This window comes from Mucilaginibacter sp. SG538B (assembly GCF_013376065.1).
Lineage (GTDB): Bacteria > Bacteroidota > Bacteroidia > Sphingobacteriales > Sphingobacteriaceae > Mucilaginibacter > Mucilaginibacter rubeus.
On sequence record NZ_JABMJI010000001.1, the window covers coordinates 547,311 to 568,692 of the forward strand.

12 protein-coding genes are annotated in these 21,382 nt (G+C 44.7%); 1 reads left to right on the forward strand and 11 read right to left on the reverse strand.

Features of this window, described 5'->3' with window-relative positions; all coding sequences use genetic code 11:
• Window positions 1–10: 10 nt before the first annotated feature.
• From FHW88_RS02255 to FHW88_RS02305, 11 genes are all read right to left on the reverse strand, one after another.
• Window positions 11–3,406 (reverse strand): RHS repeat protein, encoded by a 3,396-nt coding sequence (locus FHW88_RS02255; RefSeq protein WP_176622809.1) that lies wholly within the window; start codon window positions 3,404–3,406, stop codon window positions 11–13.
• Between the two features lie 76 nt (window positions 3,407–3,482).
• Window positions 3,483–4,328, reverse strand: a complete 846-nt coding sequence (locus tag FHW88_RS02260; protein WP_176622811.1) for a hypothetical protein — start codon at window positions 4,326–4,328, stop codon at window positions 3,483–3,485.
• Window positions 4,321–5,220, reverse strand: a complete 900-nt coding sequence (locus tag FHW88_RS02265; protein WP_176622813.1) for a hypothetical protein — start codon at window positions 5,218–5,220, stop codon at window positions 4,321–4,323. Before FHW88_RS02265 ends, FHW88_RS02260 begins: the two co-directional genes overlap by 8 nt.
• Window positions 5,217–5,633 carry a hypothetical protein gene (locus FHW88_RS02270; RefSeq protein ID WP_176622815.1) on the reverse strand — a complete coding sequence of 139 codons (417 nt, stop codon included), beginning with the start codon at window positions 5,631–5,633 and terminating at the stop codon, window positions 5,217–5,219. Before FHW88_RS02270 ends, FHW88_RS02265 begins: the two co-directional genes overlap by 4 nt.
• Entirely contained in the window at window positions 5,590–5,937 is a 348-nt protein-coding gene (locus tag FHW88_RS02275) for a hypothetical protein (RefSeq protein WP_176622817.1), read from the reverse strand. Before FHW88_RS02275 ends, FHW88_RS02270 begins: the two co-directional genes overlap by 44 nt.
• Window positions 5,934–6,272 (reverse strand): hypothetical protein, encoded by a 339-nt coding sequence (locus FHW88_RS02280; RefSeq protein WP_176622819.1) that lies wholly within the window; start codon window positions 6,270–6,272, stop codon window positions 5,934–5,936. Before FHW88_RS02280 ends, FHW88_RS02275 begins: the two co-directional genes overlap by 4 nt.
• 515 nt (window positions 6,273–6,787) lie before the next feature.
• Window positions 6,788–7,063 carry a hypothetical protein gene (locus tag FHW88_RS02285; RefSeq protein ID WP_176622821.1) on the reverse strand — a complete coding sequence of 92 codons (276 nt, stop codon included), beginning with the start codon at window positions 7,061–7,063 and terminating at the stop codon, window positions 6,788–6,790.
• Between the two features lie 77 nt (window positions 7,064–7,140).
• Window positions 7,141–7,584: a MauE/DoxX family redox-associated membrane protein gene (locus FHW88_RS02290; protein ID WP_176622823.1), complete on the reverse strand. Its 444-nt coding sequence runs from the start codon at window positions 7,582–7,584 to the stop codon at window positions 7,141–7,143.
• A gap of 142 nt (window positions 7,585–7,726) precedes the next feature.
• A complete protein-coding gene (locus FHW88_RS02295) occupies window positions 7,727–10,249 on the reverse strand; it encodes a lanthionine synthetase LanC family protein (protein ID WP_176622825.1) in 2,523 nt (840 codons plus the stop codon).
• 1,244 nt (window positions 10,250–11,493) lie between these two features.
• Complete coding sequence (locus FHW88_RS02300) at window positions 11,494–15,198, reverse strand: DUF6443 domain-containing protein (RefSeq protein ID WP_176622827.1); 3,705 nt, start codon at window positions 15,196–15,198, stop codon at window positions 11,494–11,496.
• Between the two features lie 35 nt (window positions 15,199–15,233).
• Window positions 15,234–19,223, reverse strand: a complete 3,990-nt coding sequence (locus tag FHW88_RS02305) for a PKD domain-containing protein (RefSeq protein WP_176622828.1) — start codon at window positions 19,221–19,223, stop codon at window positions 15,234–15,236.
• A gap of 593 nt (window positions 19,224–19,816) precedes the next feature.
• On the opposite strand from FHW88_RS02305, the gene FHW88_RS02310 reads away from it, so the two are divergent.
• The gene (locus FHW88_RS02310; RefSeq protein ID WP_176622830.1) at window positions 19,817–21,226 is read left to right on the forward strand and encodes a hypothetical protein; all 1,410 of its coding nucleotides are present in this window, start codon (window positions 19,817–19,819) and stop codon (window positions 21,224–21,226) included.
• Window positions 21,227–21,382 lie beyond the last annotated feature (156 nt).

Sequence of the window (21,382 nt, forward strand, 5' to 3'; positions counted from 1 at the left end):
GAATCCGCTTTTATTGTCCCTGGTAATGATAGGTGGTCTGTTTAACAATATTCCCATCTTTATCTTTTACATTCTTCAGCCTTTGAAGACTATCATATTCATAAGTAGTCGTCTCGTTTTTAGGATCTGTCATGCTGGTCATACCAACTAATGGATCATAAGTATACGTGGTCATCTGCGCGTCCACCGGACAAAAACGGACGTCATCGATCTGCCCACCAGGGATGCTTATCGTATACATTCCGCCTGTTACACTTACTGGTGAAGCTGTTTGTAAAACCCAGCTATTGCCACTCTTCACCCAGTAACTTAAAACATAGCTCTTTGATGATAAATTATTTAAAACCGCACTGTATGCTCCCGTATGACTTAAATGACCGGTTCGACAATCGTTATTGGCACTGTTTCCTCCGCTTTCTTCAAAACCATCAAAGTAAAAATCCTTGTTACCTGAAACAACAGCTACTAGGCTTGAGTAAGAAACGGATAAGTTAATGGGAATGACCAGGTTTTGAGCATCATAAATACTGGCTGACAGCGTATAGCTTCCCGGAACCAGCCCAGTTAAGACCCTGTTCGACGAGTAATTTCCACACGTAGCTGTACCGGTGGCCAAACAGAGCGAAAAGGAACCCGAGTTATAATTGTTTGGCCCTGTAATGCCTATGGAAACTTCCGCACGAACAGTACCGCTTCCTTCATCACCACCAAAATCGATTGATAAGCTGGCAGTGCCATTAGCTCCAACCGTAAATTGCCGGGTACTGACATCTCTGCTAGTAGCCGGGAATTGTACGGAGAAACCATTTCCGACAGATGTTACTGTCGTTTTTAAAGTATTGGCTGCGTTTTTGATTTGAACAACGGGATATTGCTGCTGATATCCCCATTGATAGCTGGTTAATGGCCCGGCGGTTTTTCCCGTACTGACAATATTGCCTGCTTCATCATATCCCAGATAATTAAATATTGTTTGTACCGGATTGCTCCCTTTCTGTACGTCGATAGTCGCCGGTTCAATAACATTATTTCCCCAATCTGCATAATTAGTTTTCTGAAAGGATAGCAGGTTGCTTACTGTATTTTTATAATTAAAAACCTGGATGGTTGGCGAAAGTATGTTATTCCTTATCATGGCATCGTATGGAGGCATTCCACGAAAATCCAGCGGGTATTTATATTGAGTTATGTACTTTGTGCCGTCACTGTTAGTTTCCTCTTTTTGTGTAGGAAACAGATGGTCCGAACTATTATAAACAAGGTTGGTTGTTTTACTTGTGGTAGGATTGCCATTATTATCGTAATCGGTTTCCACTGTACTCGTAATTTTTTTTATACCTGCTTCTTCATTGACATCAAAATAATTGAAATCATAGTACCTGGGGTGAGGAGTCGGGCCAAATGCCGGGTAAGCGTAAGGAAGTGGATAACCTCCGGGATTATTCCTGCCTTCACTATTCAGTGTATGTAGTGTTTGTATAAAACAATTTAATCCGGTATTGATCGTACTGACTTGTTTGGCATCATACTGGTTAGTGATACTCTTGACCAGTACATAATTATTGTTCACAAATTTGTAATACGTTGTACTGAGAAGATTTCCCCTGGCCCATGATTTATCCGAATACGTTACATTCCCGTATTTACCGGTTTCTGGAACAGAATAAGCCTGATCGGCTTCTGCGTCATAAGTGTATACGGTTTTCTGTTTCTGCCCCTGGCCATCATCCATTAATTCCGCAACAGAGGTATAAATAACGGGACTCCCATGATGGGAACCGGACGGGACAATCGGATCGGAGAAATAAACAGCCTTAGTAGGACAGTCATAGGCCCCATAATTTCCTGATACGCCATTATCATATTTTTGTAGAAAAACATAGTAGGATTGCTCACCGTTGGGCGTAATGGATACCGGGCCTCTGTATTGATATTGCTTGACTACAGGTACTGTGGTGGCGCTGGCTGTTGACGTTATCTTAGTAACACGTAATCCTCCAACTTGGCCAGAATATCTGTTGGCCTCGAACTCAAATGTAGTTGACCCCCCAGTCGGATAATCGATTTTTTCCAAGCTTTCCGCTTTCATATAAGTTTCATCCGATGTCCGGTTAGCAGGGTTGCCTTCTCCGGCTGGAATTAAGGGTAGCAGATGCGTATTTTCGGAATGACCATTATAATATCCCCAGTAGTCCTGCGCAAATTCCCCGCTATTTGATGTTGGCCCCGCCGGGTGGTTCGGATCGATCATCGGAGGTAATGTCATTTGATTGTAATGGAAATGATAGCTATTGACATATTGGCTATTTTTATCCAGTCTTTTGAGCTCATCCAGGCGTAGTCTTGTAACAAACTGGTGGTTTGTTGCATTCACATCCCCAAAATAGGTGTGTACTAATTGATAGCTATTTAACGGCACTTCCGTACCGGCGGCATTGATGGTATTAATTGTTATGGCGCTCAATCTGTTATTCATGAAATCCTTGCGTCCGCCTTCATAAGTAAATGCGACTGACCCGTTCTTAAATTTGATCCGCTTAATCAATACCGAGTTGTCTGAAGTGACAATATTACGATGCCACTCCATCTTAAGCTGAGTGGAAGGATCACTTGCTATCGGGTTATTGTTGTTAAATGTTTGGGATTCGGTAAAGTAGGCATTGCCAGGAAAGAAATTATATTCAAAATCGATCTCATCCTTGCCATCGCTGGAGATGATCTTGCTTATATACCAAGAACTTGGACAAGAGCTTCTTGCAGTGTGAACAAGCTCTTTGTCGTTAAATATGTAATGCGTACCGTCTTCGCCGATGATCTCAAAGGTATTTTGACCAAGATTCCGGGTAATTATATTATTACTAAATGAGCGCTGGTGAAGGTTCTTACCGATATCATATACAAATTGTCCTGATAACCCATTTCCAACATTGTAAAAATAATCATCTGATCTACCGTCACCTGTATTATTCCCAAACGCGATAGCCGCGACATACTGATAAATATTCATGTAATCTCCTCCGGCAGGTAATGTATAATTATCCAAATAAGATGCCGAATAATGATCATATTGTAAGAAACCATTCTCATCCTCAATGCCATTGATTACACGGGATACCGAACCTCCCGCATTCAACGACCATCCTAACCCGCTACAGCCTGCTAACTCATTAATTTTAACGCCGCTGGCATGGTAAGATAAACTAATGGGTAAGGATAGTTTACCGGATCTAATTTGATATATCGGGATCTCTATCTTGGGAACCCCCGTACTATAATCAACGGGATAGATACCATATTTCATAAAAGCCTGCGCTTCCGGTGAAGGGGGAATAGGATTTTGGTCAAAGGTAGGATTATTGGGTTGGCTATATCCGATATTAATTTTCAGTAAGAAGGCAAAGGTCATCAAACACGTATAAAGGATGTTATTTTTCGAGAAACCAGGGTAAGTCATTTTTGTAAAATGTTTAGGTTAATGTTCGCTATTTTTTTAACTGTTGTTCAATGGCTTTTAACCGGCCTTCCAGTTCTTTTTCTTTCCTATCCTTTTCTATCAAATACAAGGTCAATTCTTCCACCTTTTTGAGTAACAACTTATTCATCTCGCCAAGATTTTGCCCATCCTTTGCGATTTCCTGTTCTGAGGGTATTTCAGGCAAATGCTGGTGTTGATCAATATAAGTTTTAACTTCTGATAGGGACGGCAGCTGATAGCTTGGTTTGAAGACATAGTCAGGCCATACATTATTAAGCTTAACTGTTACTGATGTTGCAACAGCACTGCCGTTTACAGCAAACTTGTAGCCCTTGGAATCAAATGTGTTAATGGCTATGTTGCCATTAGCATCGGTAATCAGTACCGGCAATATAGCCGGCGTAATATCTGTGCCTGTTGGTGTTTGGGAGGTAATGGTTTGTAGTTGTGATTGTCCACCATTACCTAATTTACAAGACTTAACAGAGAAGGCGGGCCAATCCTGGGTGCTGACAATATATATATCAGTATTGCCATTTGGATTGGCATAGGCTTTTATTGTAAAACTACTTGTAGCATTGCCATTGGTTACCTGATGAATAACTATACCGCCCCGGTTACCTACATAATAGGTAGTTACCCCCGTATTATTTGAGCCCCAGCCGCCGCCAAAAACATCTATTTGTAATTTGGCAGCATTAGCATCGTTATCAGGCGGAAGACTGCCAACTAATAAAGATATCCGGGCAGTGCCTCCGACATACTCAAGAGAGTATTGCGCATGCACTAATCCTGGTAGTGTAATTAAGCCTAATAGAAATAATACGACTTTAAAAATGTGTAATTTATTCATGAGATTTATTTAATTGTGATTCAAGTTTTTCTATGCGTTTATTTTGTTCTATCAGATACAAAGTCAATTCTTCCACCTTTTTTAGCAGCAATTTGTTCATCTCTCCAAGGTTCTGCCCCTCTTCGGCGATTTCCTTTTCTGAAGGAATTTCTGGCAAATGTTGATTTTGGTCGATGTAGGTTTTAACTTCCGTTAAGGATGGTAGCTGGTAGGCTGGTTTGAAGATATAGTCCGGCCAGTTGGTGGTCTCCACTTTGATCTGTTTAGCGCGGATATTCCCGTTGACCGAAAGCGCTTCTCTTGGAGTATTGGTTCCGATACCTACGTTCCCGCTGATGTAAAGTTTATCTGATGAAGACCAGGCCGGCGGGTCATATCCGATCCCCACACCAGTTCCGTTAACCTGTAATACCTTTCCGCTCTCTGTACTGTTTAGATCTATAAACCGAAAGTTACTGGCATAGGCCGGCGTCCCCCAGGTGCCTTGATAAAACATCTTCAAAGCGGTGGTGTGGTTAACATCATACTGGTTAAAAATATGCAGTCTGGCAGCAGGCGCACTGATGCCTATGCCAATTGCCGAGGCAAAATACCCCTGACCATCAGCCCTGACACTAAAGTTTGTGACCCCATTGGTCACCCCATCATAATAAACGTTTGCTGAACCTACGGGTTGGTCAGTCCATGCCCGAAAAATCCCGGCACCCGGATAAGCATAGGTATTGCCCAACTGATGTCCCACGAAAAAGGATTGGCCAAGAGAAGTCTGGGCAACAATTTTTGTATTATTGTTCAGGGCGTCATTCGCATCGACCGTTACCGTCTTCGTTTGCGCAAGCGCCATATGTACCCCGGCTGAGACCGCCAATGCCGTTAGTAAAATTCGTTTCATCGTTTATTCTGTTTGTTTTTTAGTCGTTTAACCTCTTTTTTCAGGATTGTTATCTCTTCTTTAGCCTCAATCATGTATAGCGTCATTTCTTCCATCTTTTTTAGTAAAAGCTTATTAACCTCGCTAACATCAAGCCCGGTTTTGGTCATCTCGGCTTCCGACGGAACTCCAGGTAGATGCTTATTTTCCCGGATATAGTTTTTAACCTCATTCAGGGCCGGTAGTCTGTAATCCTTTTTGAAAACATAGTCGGACCAGCCATTTAGGTCGATCACTACAGACTTGGCATGAACGGTACCATTGACGGACAGCTTCTGATCGGGTGTTAGGGTGCCGACGCCAACATTTCCGGCTCCGTCAATAGTAAGATCATTTCCATAATACCATTGGACACCTGTCCCCCAGTTTATCAAAACTTCGCCTGGTCCCTAAGATCATTTTCCCGGTGGCGTTCCCGTTGCTTGTATTTCCTACTACGGTTATTATCCTTGCCTGCCCCCAGGCGTTACTACCATCTGTATTAGCAGGAATGACGAATTCCAACTGGGCTCCTAAAGTTGTTGATCTGCCACCCGTATTGGCCTGAATGGCCAGATCATTATTATTAATGCTAATACTATTACCACCGTCAATGGAAACACCGCTTCCAATTAAATGTAAGCGTGCCGTTGGACCTGTCGTACCAATGCCCACGTTCCCATTGTAAGTCCATGTCATGGCGTGCTGATCGGGGATGTCATTTTGATTACTGCCGCATTGATAAATAAATCTAACTGTGATCCCCATACAGTGGGGCCTCCGTGACCTATTCTGAATTCCGCACTTTCATTGTAAGTATAACCGGAAGTACCTGATCTGGAAAGTTTAAAAACCGATTTGGTTGGTGCTAAAACGCCACCCGGTTTACTTGTCGACGGTTCTGAAATCTGTAGATTACTTGCAGGTGCCCCTGTGCCGATACCAACATTCCCGGTTGCGGGAAATGTGTTTTGTGCGAAACTACGAATGGTTAATAATAAGAGTACTGAAAGAAATGCGCAGGAAAGTTTCATAATAAATGAAGGTTTAAGGTATTTAGGATATCATTTGATCGCATAGCTGTACCGGGAAGATACTGTCTACGGAGTTTTTTTAGCTATAGGATTGATTTGAAAGCTTTTGTAATGCTTTGACAGCGAGATTTTACGAAGGCGGCAGAGAATCATATGATAAATGCTTAGGCGCAGCAAACATAATTATTTATTGTTCGCGATAAAGACTTTTACATAAATATTATAGGGCATAAATAAATATATTTTATAACACTTGTGGATAATCTGCGAAACGTCCGCGAACAGGGAGAGAGGATCTTTCTGGGGATAGCTACATCAGGTTGCCCGGTTTCTCATGTTAATATAGCGAAGGAAATTTACCTGATCAAAACGATATTTTCCATGAAAGCCTTTCTTCGGCGCAAAAAGCCTATCTGCATATTCAATAAATGAGCCATATAGACGCTGGAGAGCAACGGGCCCGAACCAATACTGCAAAACCACCCGCCCGGAATCCGGGCGGGTGGTTTTGCTGGTTAAAGTGTCACGAACACGTGGTCAGTCGATGTGTGTCCGGCCGGGATCTGGTTGTCGGTCGGTGCCGTGTTGGTCGAAATCTGGCAAACGCGGCTGGTCACGGTTAAACACTGTGCAGTGCTGGGGTTTGGTACCGTTTTGGTCCAGTGGAACCCGTTGCCGGCAGTCTGCCTGGCGTAATAAGTGGTCGCCTGTGGTTTTGGACTAAAAGCAAATGCACTGCCTACGCCTGAAAGCGCTACGATGGCCATAAGGCCCATTCTGATCTTTTTCATGGTTTATTTCTGTATAAAAATGTTCGCGGTTTTACCACAGGACCCGCATTAACCTGATTTCGCGCGCGAGAAATATCTTATGCCTGGGAAGGCTTTTGTTGTGTCGTCATTCTTTTAGCCCTGTTGTATCGGATAGCTGTGACCGCAAGGGTGACAAATACCAGGTTCAGGGCAAAGTACTGTTCCCAATTCAGCGATTGCAGGGCGCCGCCGCAGGCGCAGGGGGCCCTTTGGAAAAGGTGAAGCCATGCCGCGCCAACATATATCGTAAAGGCAGTCATCATGGCGAGGAAAATATAAATGCCAGTCAGACGGCTTTTATGCGGTATCATTAAGGCGGCCACGGTAATTTCCGCCAAGGGGGGGACATAGGTTAGTGGTACCGTTATCCAGCCCGGCAAATGCTGGAACCGCATGGAAACTTCGAAATTTTTAAAATCCAATAATTTACTGAGGCCGGTATACAGGAACAGGAGCACCAGCAAGGCGGTAATCAACTCGTATTGCAATTCTTTTTTCATCGTTTATGGAATGAGATGTGAAGGGAAATGGATGTCTGCAGGGTGTTCAAACCGGAGCAAAAAGTGGAGGACACCGGCATTACCTGTCCAGAAACCAGGTTCAGGCGATAACTGCGTACCGTCAAGCCAGTAGCAGACCCCCTTATCCCCGGTAACAGGAGTTAAGCAACACATCGCGGACAGCCGCTGCCCGGACATACCATTCGTCGTCGGCAAAGACACGGAACGCCTCGAGGTAAACCTCGCCCAATCCGCTGAGGCCATTACCGAAAGCGCAGTAATTACTGGTTAACTGTACCGGGTGATAACCCAATACCTCTGCAGCAATTTGCTGGTAATGAATGTCTCCCAAAACCTCAAAGGCTTTGATAAATGTCAGTGCTACGCCTGTAAACCCATGTTCCAGCCAGGGATCGACGGTATTGTTTTCCGTGCTTACCGGCCAGGTCAATCTTCCTCGGTCAGGTTTCCTATGCCCGGAAAGCCAGTTTAACGCCGAGGTGATCCGCATTTTTAAATCATGTGAAGGAAATTTGGCGTAATAAGACAGCAGGAAATAGGTAATGCCGGTGACGCCATGTGAAAACCCGGTAATCGCATAGCTTTTTTTGTGGAATTTAGACGGGTCGGTCGTCCAGGAGCCGTCTTGCTGTTGCAGGGTGCTTATTGTTTTAACAATCTCCAAGAGCTGTCTCAGATCTGGTTCAGCGGATTGCTGATCAGCGAGGTATAATAATTTCAAGCCGCGTCCGGCCAGGCCACCGGATAGCCCGGCGGGGGTACCGCCAATGAAATCGTCTGGCAGCCGCTTAGCTTTATTCATAAACGCCGATAAAAGTTGAGTGTCTATTTCCGCCAATGATAATTCAGCCGCAAAGATTTGCAGGTCCAGGCTTGAAAGTTGGATTGACGGGGTGTTTTCCAGCCAGTTATTGATGGCTGATATCATAGCTGCCCGTTCTGCCGGAGGGCAGAACCGGGTAAACAGGGTGAGGAGACCTACTGCCGCAATCCCGTTATGCTGCAGACGGTGCCAATCAGTGTCGATTAATTCCGAAAGTGGGATGTGGTTTGCTGACAACAGATCACCGGCAATGCGAGTTTGGTTTTTGAATGCAAAATGGGCAAGGGTTTGAATGCCGTCTTTAATGACAGTGGCTGGATCGAAGGAATCCGGGATTGGATCGAAGGATAATTCGCTTGTTGTGAGCAGCACGGTATCATAAAGCTCCAGTTTGTTTTTGATTTCCCTCAAGGAAGATCGGAGACTTACGTCTGCGTTTAAGCAGGCAACGGTCATAGTGACCACCGAAGGTGAATCAATGAAGTAGGATAGATTTCTGGTAAGCCGATCCAGGTTCCTTTGGTTCAGTTTGTTGGGCAGGATACCCGTCAGCACCGAAATCAGCAGCGCGCCTAAACTGTAAATGTCGTCCTGGAAGAAGGGGGCTTCGCCACTTTCCTGTGCCGGTGACATATGGCCGGGCGTTCCTAGGGTAAAGGGCGGGTTGGGGGTTCCGGTCCCTATGTGGTAACACAACTCAACGTCAATGGCAAATACCCGACCTGTTTCGGTTACGATGAAGTTGGCGGGCGTTACGTCACGGTGCACAAATCCTTCCTGGTGGAATATGCAGAGGATATCGACAACTTGTAACAGATAACAGATAATTTCCCTTTTTCGTCCTGAAGGCATGGTACGCCAGGTGCGACCTTCACTTAATTGGGCTGCTTTTTCGGTTAGTGACACGGATTCTTTGTATTCCATGGCGAAGAAGGCATCGCCCTGCAACTCAAAATAGGCGATGGCTTTGGGAAGGATGCCTTTCGTTTCAAAGTGCCTGTGGATTTCGACTTGCCGGCGCAGACGGTCTTTTGCGTCCCGGCCGGCATTGTCAAAGCTTTGGTATTGCCGGCCCTGTTTGATGACGCACGATTGCATATCAAAGACCCGGTTTATTTTCAGGGCTTTGAATACGTTACCCTTTGGGGCTTTCTTGAACGTTTCAATGGGGATGTATTGCCGGTTAAGCAGCCGGGGTTGCTTTAACGGTTTCAAAGTCCTGATATCCCCGAATGGCCATTGCAACTTATTTGATCTGATGTTTTGCTTTATCTTATCGGCTGTTACGGACCCGTAAAAGATCGCCTCCTTTGCGATGTTTTGGCAGTTTTGCTCAATGGGCCGTCCATAGCTAACGGCAATAACGGGAGTGAGGTGATATGCGCATGGCATTGCCGGTCCGATGATCCCTATTGTCAACTCGCATAATTGCTTGACGATAAATTTTGCTTTTTCGGGAGCATTTGTGATGATAGCAATGACTTTGCAGGTTAGCGCGAAGCCGGCCGTTCCATCGAGTATGCTGTTATGTTTTTCTATATCGACCGGAATTGCAAAATAAACCCCTAAAGGCTTCAGGAATGCAAGTAAGGGCCTGATTAACTGATCAAAATGTTGTGGAACAACAGAAACGTGGATCAGCCAGTTATTGCTTTCGTCCGGAGTACCGGATGTTAAATAGGGTTCGGCAACGGAATAAGCGATCCGTTGCTGGGCCAGGTAAAAGGAGTAATCATCTGGTGGGTTTAGCTCAAGAACGGTAGTTTTGCTTACTGGTTTACTAAAAACGCTATGATGCTGACTGATATGTATTTGTTCCATTTTGTTTGCGTTAAATAAAGGATTCTTTACAGGCAAAGGAACGGGGTTTTAGAAAGGAAAAACAGTGGGAAAAGGGTGGGAAGCAACCTGTATAATATATAGGAGGATTATCGGAAATACATTTGAAACATGATAAATGAACTGACCTTTAACGTTTTTTAATTAAAAACGAAGCGTCAATGGCCTTAATACATTTCAACCCTAAAAAAGAATTAATTCAATACTATCTGGTTCCGGTTTAGAAAAAGTAATTAGGTCAATACAATAAGTTTGAAAGACAAGGCCTACTGGCTATGGTCCTGGCATTTTTGTTGCCGCCTGTTGTTGAATTACCAACTACTAGCGCACAACATTCTATTTATCTGCTAGCAAAACTCCAGGCTTAACATGTCTACATTTTGATTATCAGCATCTATGGCTTTGAAAATTATTGCGTTTGCCGTACATGCTCCGGTAATCGTAAAAAAATGTCCGATTTATTCTGCAGTTTTGTAAACTTGCTAATTCATATCAGTCCGGGTAAGTATGTTGTTGTTAATAAACAAATACCGCACTTAAGGAAGCTGAAATGGCGATTTATTCATTTACAGAAATCCCGGCTGAAATCAATATTTGGAATAGGCACAGCTTTACTTGCATGACAACAACAGATCGGTACGCTTGCGGTAGCAACGGAGTTTATTCATTCGTTAGGGAATATAGCTTCAAAATAACATGAAATACAAATATTATTCCGGCCTCTTAATAACCGTTGCACGAAAGTCGAAAGCTGCATAGTTCCTAAACTTATCCGAAAGGACTTCCCTTCTATATTTATCCTAAAAAGTACTATTACTTAAACCTCGCAGCGGCGAAAATAAAATACACGACACTATAAAGTTTACGATGATTATGATTGTTATAATAGTAACAAACCAGGTCCCTTTCACATTCGTATCTTTTGGTAAGGAATTAAAAATTGTCACATATTTTGCCCATTTTTTTCTTTTTATAAGAATTAACAGCTTTACTAGAATGATAAAAAAAAGGAAAGCAATAGTATATCCCCCCAAGCTCGAATTTAAATGAAATAAAACATCTCTGTAATTGACAAATGACAAATATAAGCCCAACTCTAAGAGCCCAACGCACATTAATGCTTTTGATTGTGTAAATCGCCGAGTTTGCTCAAAGCTTTCAAATAAAAAATAAAATTTATAAATCAGGTAGTAATACTTTCGTATCAGGTTCATATGTCTTTTTTATTATTGATGAGGTACCCACTGATAGATGTTGCTATTATATTGATTAAGCCCTTGTGTTAATTGTCCCCAGGCATTGTTTACACCGTTACTTATATCATTACCCAAACCTTCCCAACCACCATCATAAAACGCATCAACTCCAAAATAAACAAGTGAGATAGGTGCTCCATAGTCCGAAAATCCTATCAGGCCCATGCCTAAATTCACAAGTGCTTTTGCACCTGAAATTTTGTTATTCTTCCATGCATAATAATCCATCACTTCTGCGGAAAGAAATAGCGGAACATTAACAATCTCTCCAATCCTTGCTGCTTTGGTGATTTTAACATTATCCGCAAGCCATGATAAAACTGATCTTACAGCATTAATTTTACTTCCAGTTCCTAAATAATCATCAAAAAAACCATCGTCTGGAGGAACACCGCCTGCGGGTACATATCCTGCCGGTCCCTGATTGGCATTATTTAACCTATCAATTAACCAGTTCTTATCTATCCTTGTTTCGACTATCGAAGCTTCAGTTAGCGGAATTTGATGGTTAATATCCGATGTTCCTGATGCTGGAATTCCATTCGTAAAGTTATTAAACGCTGCCTGGAAACTACCGGCCGCAGTCGCGCCCCATCCTCCACGGATTGAACCGTTATCAATACGGTCGGCTACCGAAGCAAACGCTTCCATGTCGGACAACTTCGTATAAAGACTTCCTTCACTGCCGCCGCCGCCGCCCTGGCCATCCTTAAGGAAGTAATTTCCGTCAATGCCATTGTTAAGCTGGTCTAAAACGAAATCCCACTGAGCTTGCGAAAGATCCCCCAGCGGATCATTCATCATGATCGGGTTATTACCTGAATACTGGTAAACCGTCATGCTCTCCGCACTTTCGGCCTCGGGATCAACCGCTATCCACCTACCCAATGCAGCATCGTAATTACGGTAAAATGTCTGCTGCAGGTCGGGCAGGTTGCCATAGTCATTCTGCCATTCGCTTCCGCCATTGTATAATCGTTTATTATCAGTTACAGGAGTGGCTACGGGACTGTTCGCTAACGATAGGCCGAAACCATAATAACTGTTCTCCTGGCGTACTACCGCAGCCGCGCTGCCATTATCTTCGAAACTGATGCGGGCGTTGCCCTGCTGATCAGCAATTACATATTCCTGTTTCAGCGTTACAGTTCCCCCGGACCCGGTATTCCTCACCCGTCCTTCCGGCATAGCAAAATAGCTGATCACACCGTTCAAATATACCAATCCATCTACATAATCGGTAGTGGTACCTAAGGTATTATTGTCATAAGCCTGCTTCCGGACCAGTGTGCCGTCTGCACCATACGTGTAATTAATATACCGGCCGGTTGAGGTGGTTACTGTGATCTTGTCGGTCCGGTTCAACACGTTATAGCCAAGCGTAAGTCCTTTGTAAGGGTCGGCTGTGAGATTACCGTTTACATCGTAGGTGTAATTTCCTGTCGTTGTGCCCGTCATGTTACGGAATCCGAAATTTACATAATTCGTTCCCGTCAGATCCGTTACGCTTTTCAGCTGGTTCGGGTTGCTATTGTCATAAGTATACGTGAGGTTGTCGATCCCGGTGATGCTCCCTGTTGTGGTAATTGTGTTTCGTTTCAGCGTTAAAATATTACCTCCTTCGTCATAGCTGATCCCATTTTCAGAAAATCCGGCAGAATTTGTGTCAAATGCACCGGTAGCAGCTGTTGCCCGCTCAATATAGTTTGCACTTATATAACGGTTAAGACCATCGAACAAATATTTATACGCCCGTTCGTTGCCTGCTGTACCCGTTGCATCCCTGCTCATCCATTTCACCCCGGATAAGTTGCCGTTATAGCGTTTGGTATTTCCAAGATTAACATCTGCCTGATCATACAGCATTTCTATCCCAAACAGGTCATTGCTGTCGTTCTTTATTCCGTCATTGCTCAGCTTACTGTTATTGATGCTTAGCAACTGTCCCCTGATATTATAACGCATATCCACGCTTTGCAACCAGGTTGTATTGCCGGCATTGGTCGACCCTAAATTTTTTTCGGTCGCCTGCCCCAATTCGTTATAGTTATATGCGGCTACCCGGACCGCTGTGGCTCCGTTGTATTTCTGATCAACCGCGGTAACCCGGTACATGTGGTCATAGCTCAGATTGGTTTGTACAGTCAATGACACAGTCGCGCTGCTCTTTTTGACAACCAGGCTTACCTGTGGCGTGCCGTTAAAATTAGGCACTATGGTTTTGGTATCTGTTAGCGCCGTAGCTCCGGTGTAATATACCTGATTGTTGCTCTTCACCTGGATGGCATTACCCCTTTTATCATAAAAGGTTACTTTGGTAAGCAGGGTATTGGTCAGGCCAGCGCCAACGGTGGTTTGGCTGATGACGGTGGGAACGCCTTTAAGCGGTGCTGTTGTTGCGCCTCCTTCCCCGCTGAGCCCCTGTGCTGTATAAGTGAAATCGGCTGCCCCGTCCTGGTTCAGGTCATAATTGTCAAAATAAGCGTAGACCAGTGGCATGATGCCGGTTGTGGGGAAACTACTGTTGGTATAATAGCCGCTGTTAATGACTGTTCCCGAGCGGTTTTCAAACCAAGTGGTATTGTAAATGGCAAGCCCGCTTACATAAGTTTGCATATTTGCGCGGCCGATATTCGTATTGTCAAGGTAGATCCCCTGGCTGATCGTCCGGTTTTTCGAGTCGTACTTGATATAGTTCCATTTATTAACCAGGGCCATATTGGCATCCTGTAACAGCACCGGCCGGTTAAGCGGATCATAAACGATCACCATTTTACCTTTTGCTGGCACCGTCTTTTCAATGATCCGGCCCCTGGCATCGTACAGGTATTTAAATACAAGGTTACTCAGGGGGGCAACCGACAGGTTATAGCTGTTGGCCGACAAAAGCGTGGTGGCCTTCGGCGGAACGACATAGCTGATAGCCCCGGCCAGGTTATAGATATAATAGGTATCCAGGTTGCCCCCACTCAGGATCTGCCGCTTCAGGATTGTGTGGCCGGCAATATCCGTGTAGCTCAGCGTTTCCATATTATCTTCGTCGATGCCATCGGTAACTGAAAGGGTATTGTCTGCATAATAAGTGCCTGCCGTAAAAGTGCCGTCGGCATTCCATGTCAGGATATTACCATCTGCTGTAGCGCTATTATAACGGTATTTTACTGTTTTATAATGGTTGCCGCTTATCGTCGGTTGAAAACCGTTGCCGACCTTCCCGACTGACAAAAGCCGCTGTAAAGGGCTGTTTTCAAAAACCTGCTGGCTGTATGGGTAATTGTCGTCCGCTACTTTGTCAGCAGTACCGTTATTGTAAAACGCCGCCTGGTCTGTCGTTGCACTTGCCCGATAACTTCCAATTACGTCTGTACTTTTACCTGCATAGGGCAGATAGCTCATCGTTTGTCTGCCCAGGTTATCGTAAACAAGGGGCTGGATAATATCATTTTGCAGTGGACTGGCCTGAACGGCCACTTGCTGTACCTCCCTTCCCAGGCCGTCGTAATAAATTCTGGAAGTTTGTTTGCCGTTCAGGGGCAAGGAATTGAATGCAGCGTCGGTCTGTACGGGTTGCATAGCTGCTTCATGTTGTACAAAACCCAAATTAGCCTGGGCAAAACCGGTCGTATATTGAACTAACAGCAGTAAAACTGTAATGGAAAAAGGCTTGAGGTTCATTTATTTTTCGCTTAGGTCAGGTTAATGGCAACTATTTAAATACCACAGATAATGTAGGTGTAAATTCCAAAGTCGAGCACGTTGCAATTGCTCAGATCCGCATTAAAAGTGTATGTATTTGAACTGGCATAGGCAGAACAATCCGTCCAGCAGTCACCGGCCAGTTGGACGCTGGCATATCCCGACTGCGTTTTGGTATTATATGGCCCTCCGGTCATTGTTACGACAACTCTATATGCGCCCTGCGGAACGGTGGAACTACCCAACTGTGACTCAATAAAGGAATATAGCAGGTTAGCCCCTGAACTATCATAAAACTTTACACTGCTGATAGCCGCGCCTGAATTTGTATTATTATAATAGGTTAGATTAACGTTCAAAACATCGACGAAAACTGTTTTAGCAGGTACCACCTTATCTCCGAAAAGGGGTGAGTGCAAAGTTGCGGTTACGGACATTTGACCGGCTGTTGTATAGGTGTGATTTGGGCTGATCAGGCCACTTGATGTTACCGTCCCTGTTCCATCGCCAAAGTTCCAGTCAACGGTAACGCCGACAGCTGAACATGCGTCCGGGCCGCTTAAGGTAAATGTTCCGGGATGCCCTTTATAAAACTGGTTGTTACTTATTGAGGGATTGGCAATACCTTGTACATCCCCGTGAGACAGGTATGAATTCCTTTCTATAATGTTTTTGTCCTGGTCTAATTTGTACAACATCCGTCCCCATTGGTCATTTACAAAATAGCCAGAAACACCATTGGTATTGGTCTCTGATGTTTTGTAATGATATACCGGATCGAAAGATGCCGTAGCCGCTGTAGCGACTTCGGGATACAGAAGGATATCATCTACCGAAATGTTCTGCGTGGATGATATGCTTAGTGTAAATGTTGCGGCCAACGCAGTAACCGGCACTTTTAGTTCATAATACTTCCAGGTCCCGGAATAACTGATCTGCCGGGCCAGGGTTGTACCGCCCGTAAAAGTAAGGTTCAGTGTTCCGGCGGTGGTGGCGTTGATCCATACCGAAAAAATGTAATTCGCCGAAGTAGTATTTTTTGTGATCGAAGGGGAAGTAAGCGTACCTGTTGTTGCCGGTAACCCGTAGGATGCGCCGGTATGACTGCCAGTTGGAGTGAAGCCGCCACTGCCACCGATAGTAAATCCATATGATGGCGAAGTAGGAATATCTGTATCGAAATCGCTGAAGGCCATTTCACCAAATTTCGCCCTGGCAAAACTTGCAACAGGCTGACCGCTCATATGATCTGTAAATCGTGTATTGTTATTTTTGTTATTGTCATCACCCGTTACCAAATACCCGTAGTTGTCATATTTGGTAAAATTCCCGGCAGTGAAATAACGACTGTCGGAAGCAGATGTCTGATTGGTGCCATTGACACTGAAAGGAGTAAAAGCAGTAGGACTTGCCGCAGAAGGTACTCCATCAGGCTGTACCATGGTCAGTTGCTTTGAAGGTAGGTAACGGGTGTTACTTCCGACCGTTGTCGCGCTGTAAAGCTTCAGTGATGCGCTTGTGGTAACTGTAGCAGAGCCTTTGGTCGCCTGCTGATAGCTTTCAACGGGCAGGTTCATATTCAGGGCCGGTTGCTGCATGTAGTAAAGCGCATTAACGTTGGCGTTAGAACCGGCTGCGGCTGACGGATAATCTTTTACATAGGTATAGTTATTAGTCAGGACGCTGCCGTCACTATTGGTAACCTGCTGGCGGGTAAGCTTTTTATGGTTGGCACTGGCATAAAAATAGTTTGTTGTCTTCGTCCGGGCCTGGCTCAGGGTCGGCGAATCGTAAACCTTCTCGGTTACCTGGCTTACCAGTTCACCGGCATTATAATAGATATTGTATTTATTATAACCTTTTGACGTTAGGCCTGCAAATGTAATATCATCATATTTAAAAGCGGTTATAACAGCGGGTATGGCGTTCACTCTCTGATAAGTGAAAGTCCGCTCACTTACTTTTGTGCCCGCATCGTTAAATGCCGTCATTTTTAAGGGCAATCCTCTTTCGAAGTCATAATTTGGGTTCGGCACAAACGGATAGGAATATAAATCATTTTTCACATTCCAGTTGTTCGTATTACAACTGCTGCGGGCAGCGTAATTGATCGTGGGCGCCCATTCTGCACTACAACCGGCGCAGGCAGGAGCTGCGCTGCTATCCCAATAGGTAGCAGGCATGTAAAATTGATACAGTGAACTCCCGGAGCCGGCCTGGCTTTTTTTTACATAACTGTAAACAATGGTGTGATCTTCAACGGAAAGATCGTAATCAGACAATACAGTTACATAGTCCCACAAGCTCTGCCCGGTATTACCGGTAACGGTTGGCGCAGTAAAAGCGAACATCGGTAAGGTAACTGGTTTCCCGCTTGAAACAGCGCCTCCGGGAACTACATAGCTATAATTGCGGACAATATTATTGGCTGTATTTATACCATCGTAATCGGTGAGTTGCTGCACCCTGATCCCCCCTCCGATAACGCTTTGATTTGAAGGAACATCAAGGTAGGTATTTTGTTCGTAGGTGATAGTCGTTGAGCCACCTTGTGCATATCCAACGGTTCCAAGACATCCTATACAAACCTCGGCTTCACCTCCTAAGCTATTCATCGGCGGGCGATTATTACCCGCTGTGGAAGCATAAGTATAGCTTCCTCCACCGGTAGATGGATTGTAGATGGTGTACCTAGGATACGCTGAATTTGATGGATTAATCCAGACTTTAGGCAGGAGTGTTGTATTTGTCGTCGGCGAATAATATCCCCAGTAGTCAACCTTTACTGTTCCCGAATCGGGTAAAACTGTTGTATAATTCCCGTTTGAAACACTTTCGGCCTTGTAATTAAATGTATAGCTGACAGGAGAACTGCATCCAGCATCTGAAAAGCTTCGCAGGAATGCCCTGCTGTAGCCGGTCGCTGAATAAATCACCGGTGTATAGGTGAACTGGAAATTATGTCCAATGCCCGTTATAGAGGTAATAATCGTCTGACCGGTCTGGCCTGGGGCAATTAGGGAGCTGCGGTTGAAGCTTAAACCGGTAGTTGTCGTTACAACATCAAAAGTGTTGATTGTTGACAATTGCTGCGCCGACAATTTTTGTTGAATATAATATTGTACACTTGGTGTTGAAGAACCTGAAATATGTAATATAACCGGGTCGGTGCCGCTTCTGTCAGGAACAGTCACATAATTTAACTGGATGCCGTTCCCGCTTGGATCTGTTATACTGGTCAGGTGCCAGTTATTGTAAAAAGTTATCCCATGCTGGAATATTTTGTACTTCCGTACAAGGTATTGCGCATTGCCATTTGAACCCAGGACCGTTTTCTGCGTGATCTTATCGGGTGCCGCAAAAACGTATTTGATACCTTTGTCGTTGATGATCGTAAACGAATTGACCAGGCTTGCTGCGGCACCCGTGCCGCCGTTGGTGGTATAGGTAATGATCAAATCCTGGTAACTTACCAGTTTGAATTTGGCAGTTGCCCTGTCATAAACCAGTTGGCAGGATAAGCCCGGCGCGTTCACGTCGAAAATATCCGGCTCCGTGTCTTCATTGGTGTCGACGAAATACCCGTTGATATAGTTGACATCAGCGATTTCATCCGGGCACGTAAGGTAATTGTTGTCATTTGCAATATTAAAGCCTGAAATAAATGCGGAGTAATTTGTCTTCATCCAGCCATTTGAATAAACATTCTGGTCATCATAGCTGACATCATCAGGGATACCACGCAGCCTCCTGCTGATTTGCCCTCCCGCGATTACCTCCCAGCTCATGCCGGCTGTGCTTTCTACTTCTTTAGGCTTGATGCCGTTCGTACTGTATGCGAGACTGACGGGGAGGGATACCTGGCCTTTACTTAAGGTATAAACCGGGATGCTTACGTTCAGCGAACCTGTTGCTAGATTAACATCGACAGGCGTCTGTGCCCGTAAAATGCCGCAAAAACAAAGGCATAAGAACAGGCAAGAAACAAGATGCTTCTTATTCATTTTAGAAATCAAGATTAAATGTGCGTTATTTGAACCGTACGGTAAGTAGTTATGAGGTCAGGAGCGATCCTGGAAATAGTTTTTTTCATTGCGATAAGGTTGTTTGTCTGGCTCTAAAATAAATATTTAATATTAAAAACAAAACCTCTGTACAATTTATTCAGCTTTGCCCGCCTATTAGCAGATTGTACGAGTGATATACATCAGGAATGACCAATTCGCACTTTCAGATATGACTGATTGCTGGTATTCCGGCAATGTGGTAAAGGGCCTGGTATTCCGTAGGGCTTCTTGTAATGTTTTGGCCGCAGGCACCGTTAATACTAACGTTTGCCCTGAAATAAGGCGGTTCATGCAGGCTTCCTAATCCCTGTTCATTCCGAACATGTCTCCTGCATAATTTCTTCTTCCTGGATTTGCTTTACAATTAACCGGATCCGGATGAATCAGCAATGGCGGTCAAAGACAAATTGAATTTTTATGGCTACCTCGTGTACCTAAACCTATATTCGTTTTCTGAATTCAGATTTATTAACCAATAGTTATTTGAAAATAATATATAAACAATTGTAAATAATAGCTATTATTGATAATTGCAATTCGTTAGTATACAGCTGGTAAGGATCAATTCATCCAGAGCCGGCTTAACCTATACCGATCACTATCATTACATGAAGAAAATCTTTACTCCTCTTTTTACTGCGGTATTTTTAATTGTCGGAAACTTTGTTTCAGCACAGGTGTCAGTTAACCCGCTCACGGGAGCCCCAGGCGTACAAATCCCGATCTATACCATCAGCAGCGGTCAGGTCAGCGTCCCGGTCAGCCTGTCCTATAGCGGCAATGGCATCCGGGCCAAGGATGTGGAAGGCACCAGTGGGATGGGCTGGCAACTAAATACCGGCGGACAAGTGTCCCGTATCGTTCGCGGTTTGCCGGACGATGTGATCAAGGATAATGTGGGCAATCAGCGATTGGGCTGGATGAGCAGTACCGACACTGCTGCCAACAATATCGCAGCCTTTACGATAGGAAATAACGGCAGTACCTGCAGCCTGGAGACGACGGATATTAATTATATCAATGCGAATTTCCCGTACCGCAACGACACGGAGCCGGATCGTTTTTTCGTCAATGCGCCGGGCTTATCCTGCCAGCTGGTATATGACAGAGCGAGCGGCACGTTTAAGCCTGTAGGTTATCAGGATCTGGTCGTGACAGTGTCTGTTGTTACTGGAACACATTTGATCACTACTTTTTCCATTACAACAGATAAGGGGATTACCTACAAGTTTGGCGATGACCCTGATGGCTTTCCCGGAGAGAACCGTGTAACATTGAAAGCATTACCTGGTAACTCAAGCGCTTTTTTTAAAACTAAATTCCAGCAATACCAAGGTGGGATTGACTATTTTGATAGCTGGAGTCTGAGCAATATCTATGACGCCAACGGGAATGGTATCAGGCTCCATTACTCGGCACCTGTGGCATCACGTCCCGCTACGGACTCCCTGATTGTATATGCAGGCGGTTCCACAACCGGCTCCTTTCAATATCGTACCAGCCAGGTGAATACACCTTATACATTGTCGTATATTCAGGCCTATACACCGTACGGCAACTCAGCGAATTACCTGGAGTTTACCTGGACAAGCAGCCCAACCGGGCAGACGATCATCAGCGGTATTACTTTGAGGAACGCGACTGCGCCGTTCAGGACGTTCCAGTTCACTTACAGCCAGGTATCGCGCGCAACTTCGGGTTATACCCGCTCTTTCCTCCGGAAGTATTCGGAACCCGGTTGCAGCTCGCCGGTCAGTTATACGTTCGGCTACGTAGGGGAAACCAAAAGCGGGGGAGCGTATAATTCTTTACTGCCGGACTCTACGGAGAATACCTATGACTACTGGGTTATTATTCCACCAAGCCGGTCGGGAACTCGAGAATTCCGACGGCCTATGTTAATCCATCCAATTCTGCTTATCCGCGGTATTCGATCCTGAACGAAGGGGCAACGAATTATCCATACACATTATCAGGAGTAAACCGTTCGGCAGATACCGTCAATTCAGCTGTCGGTTCGTTAAACAAAGTAACCTCGGTAGGGGGCGCCAGCAGCAATATTACGTATGAATCGAACCGGTTCTACGACCCTGCAT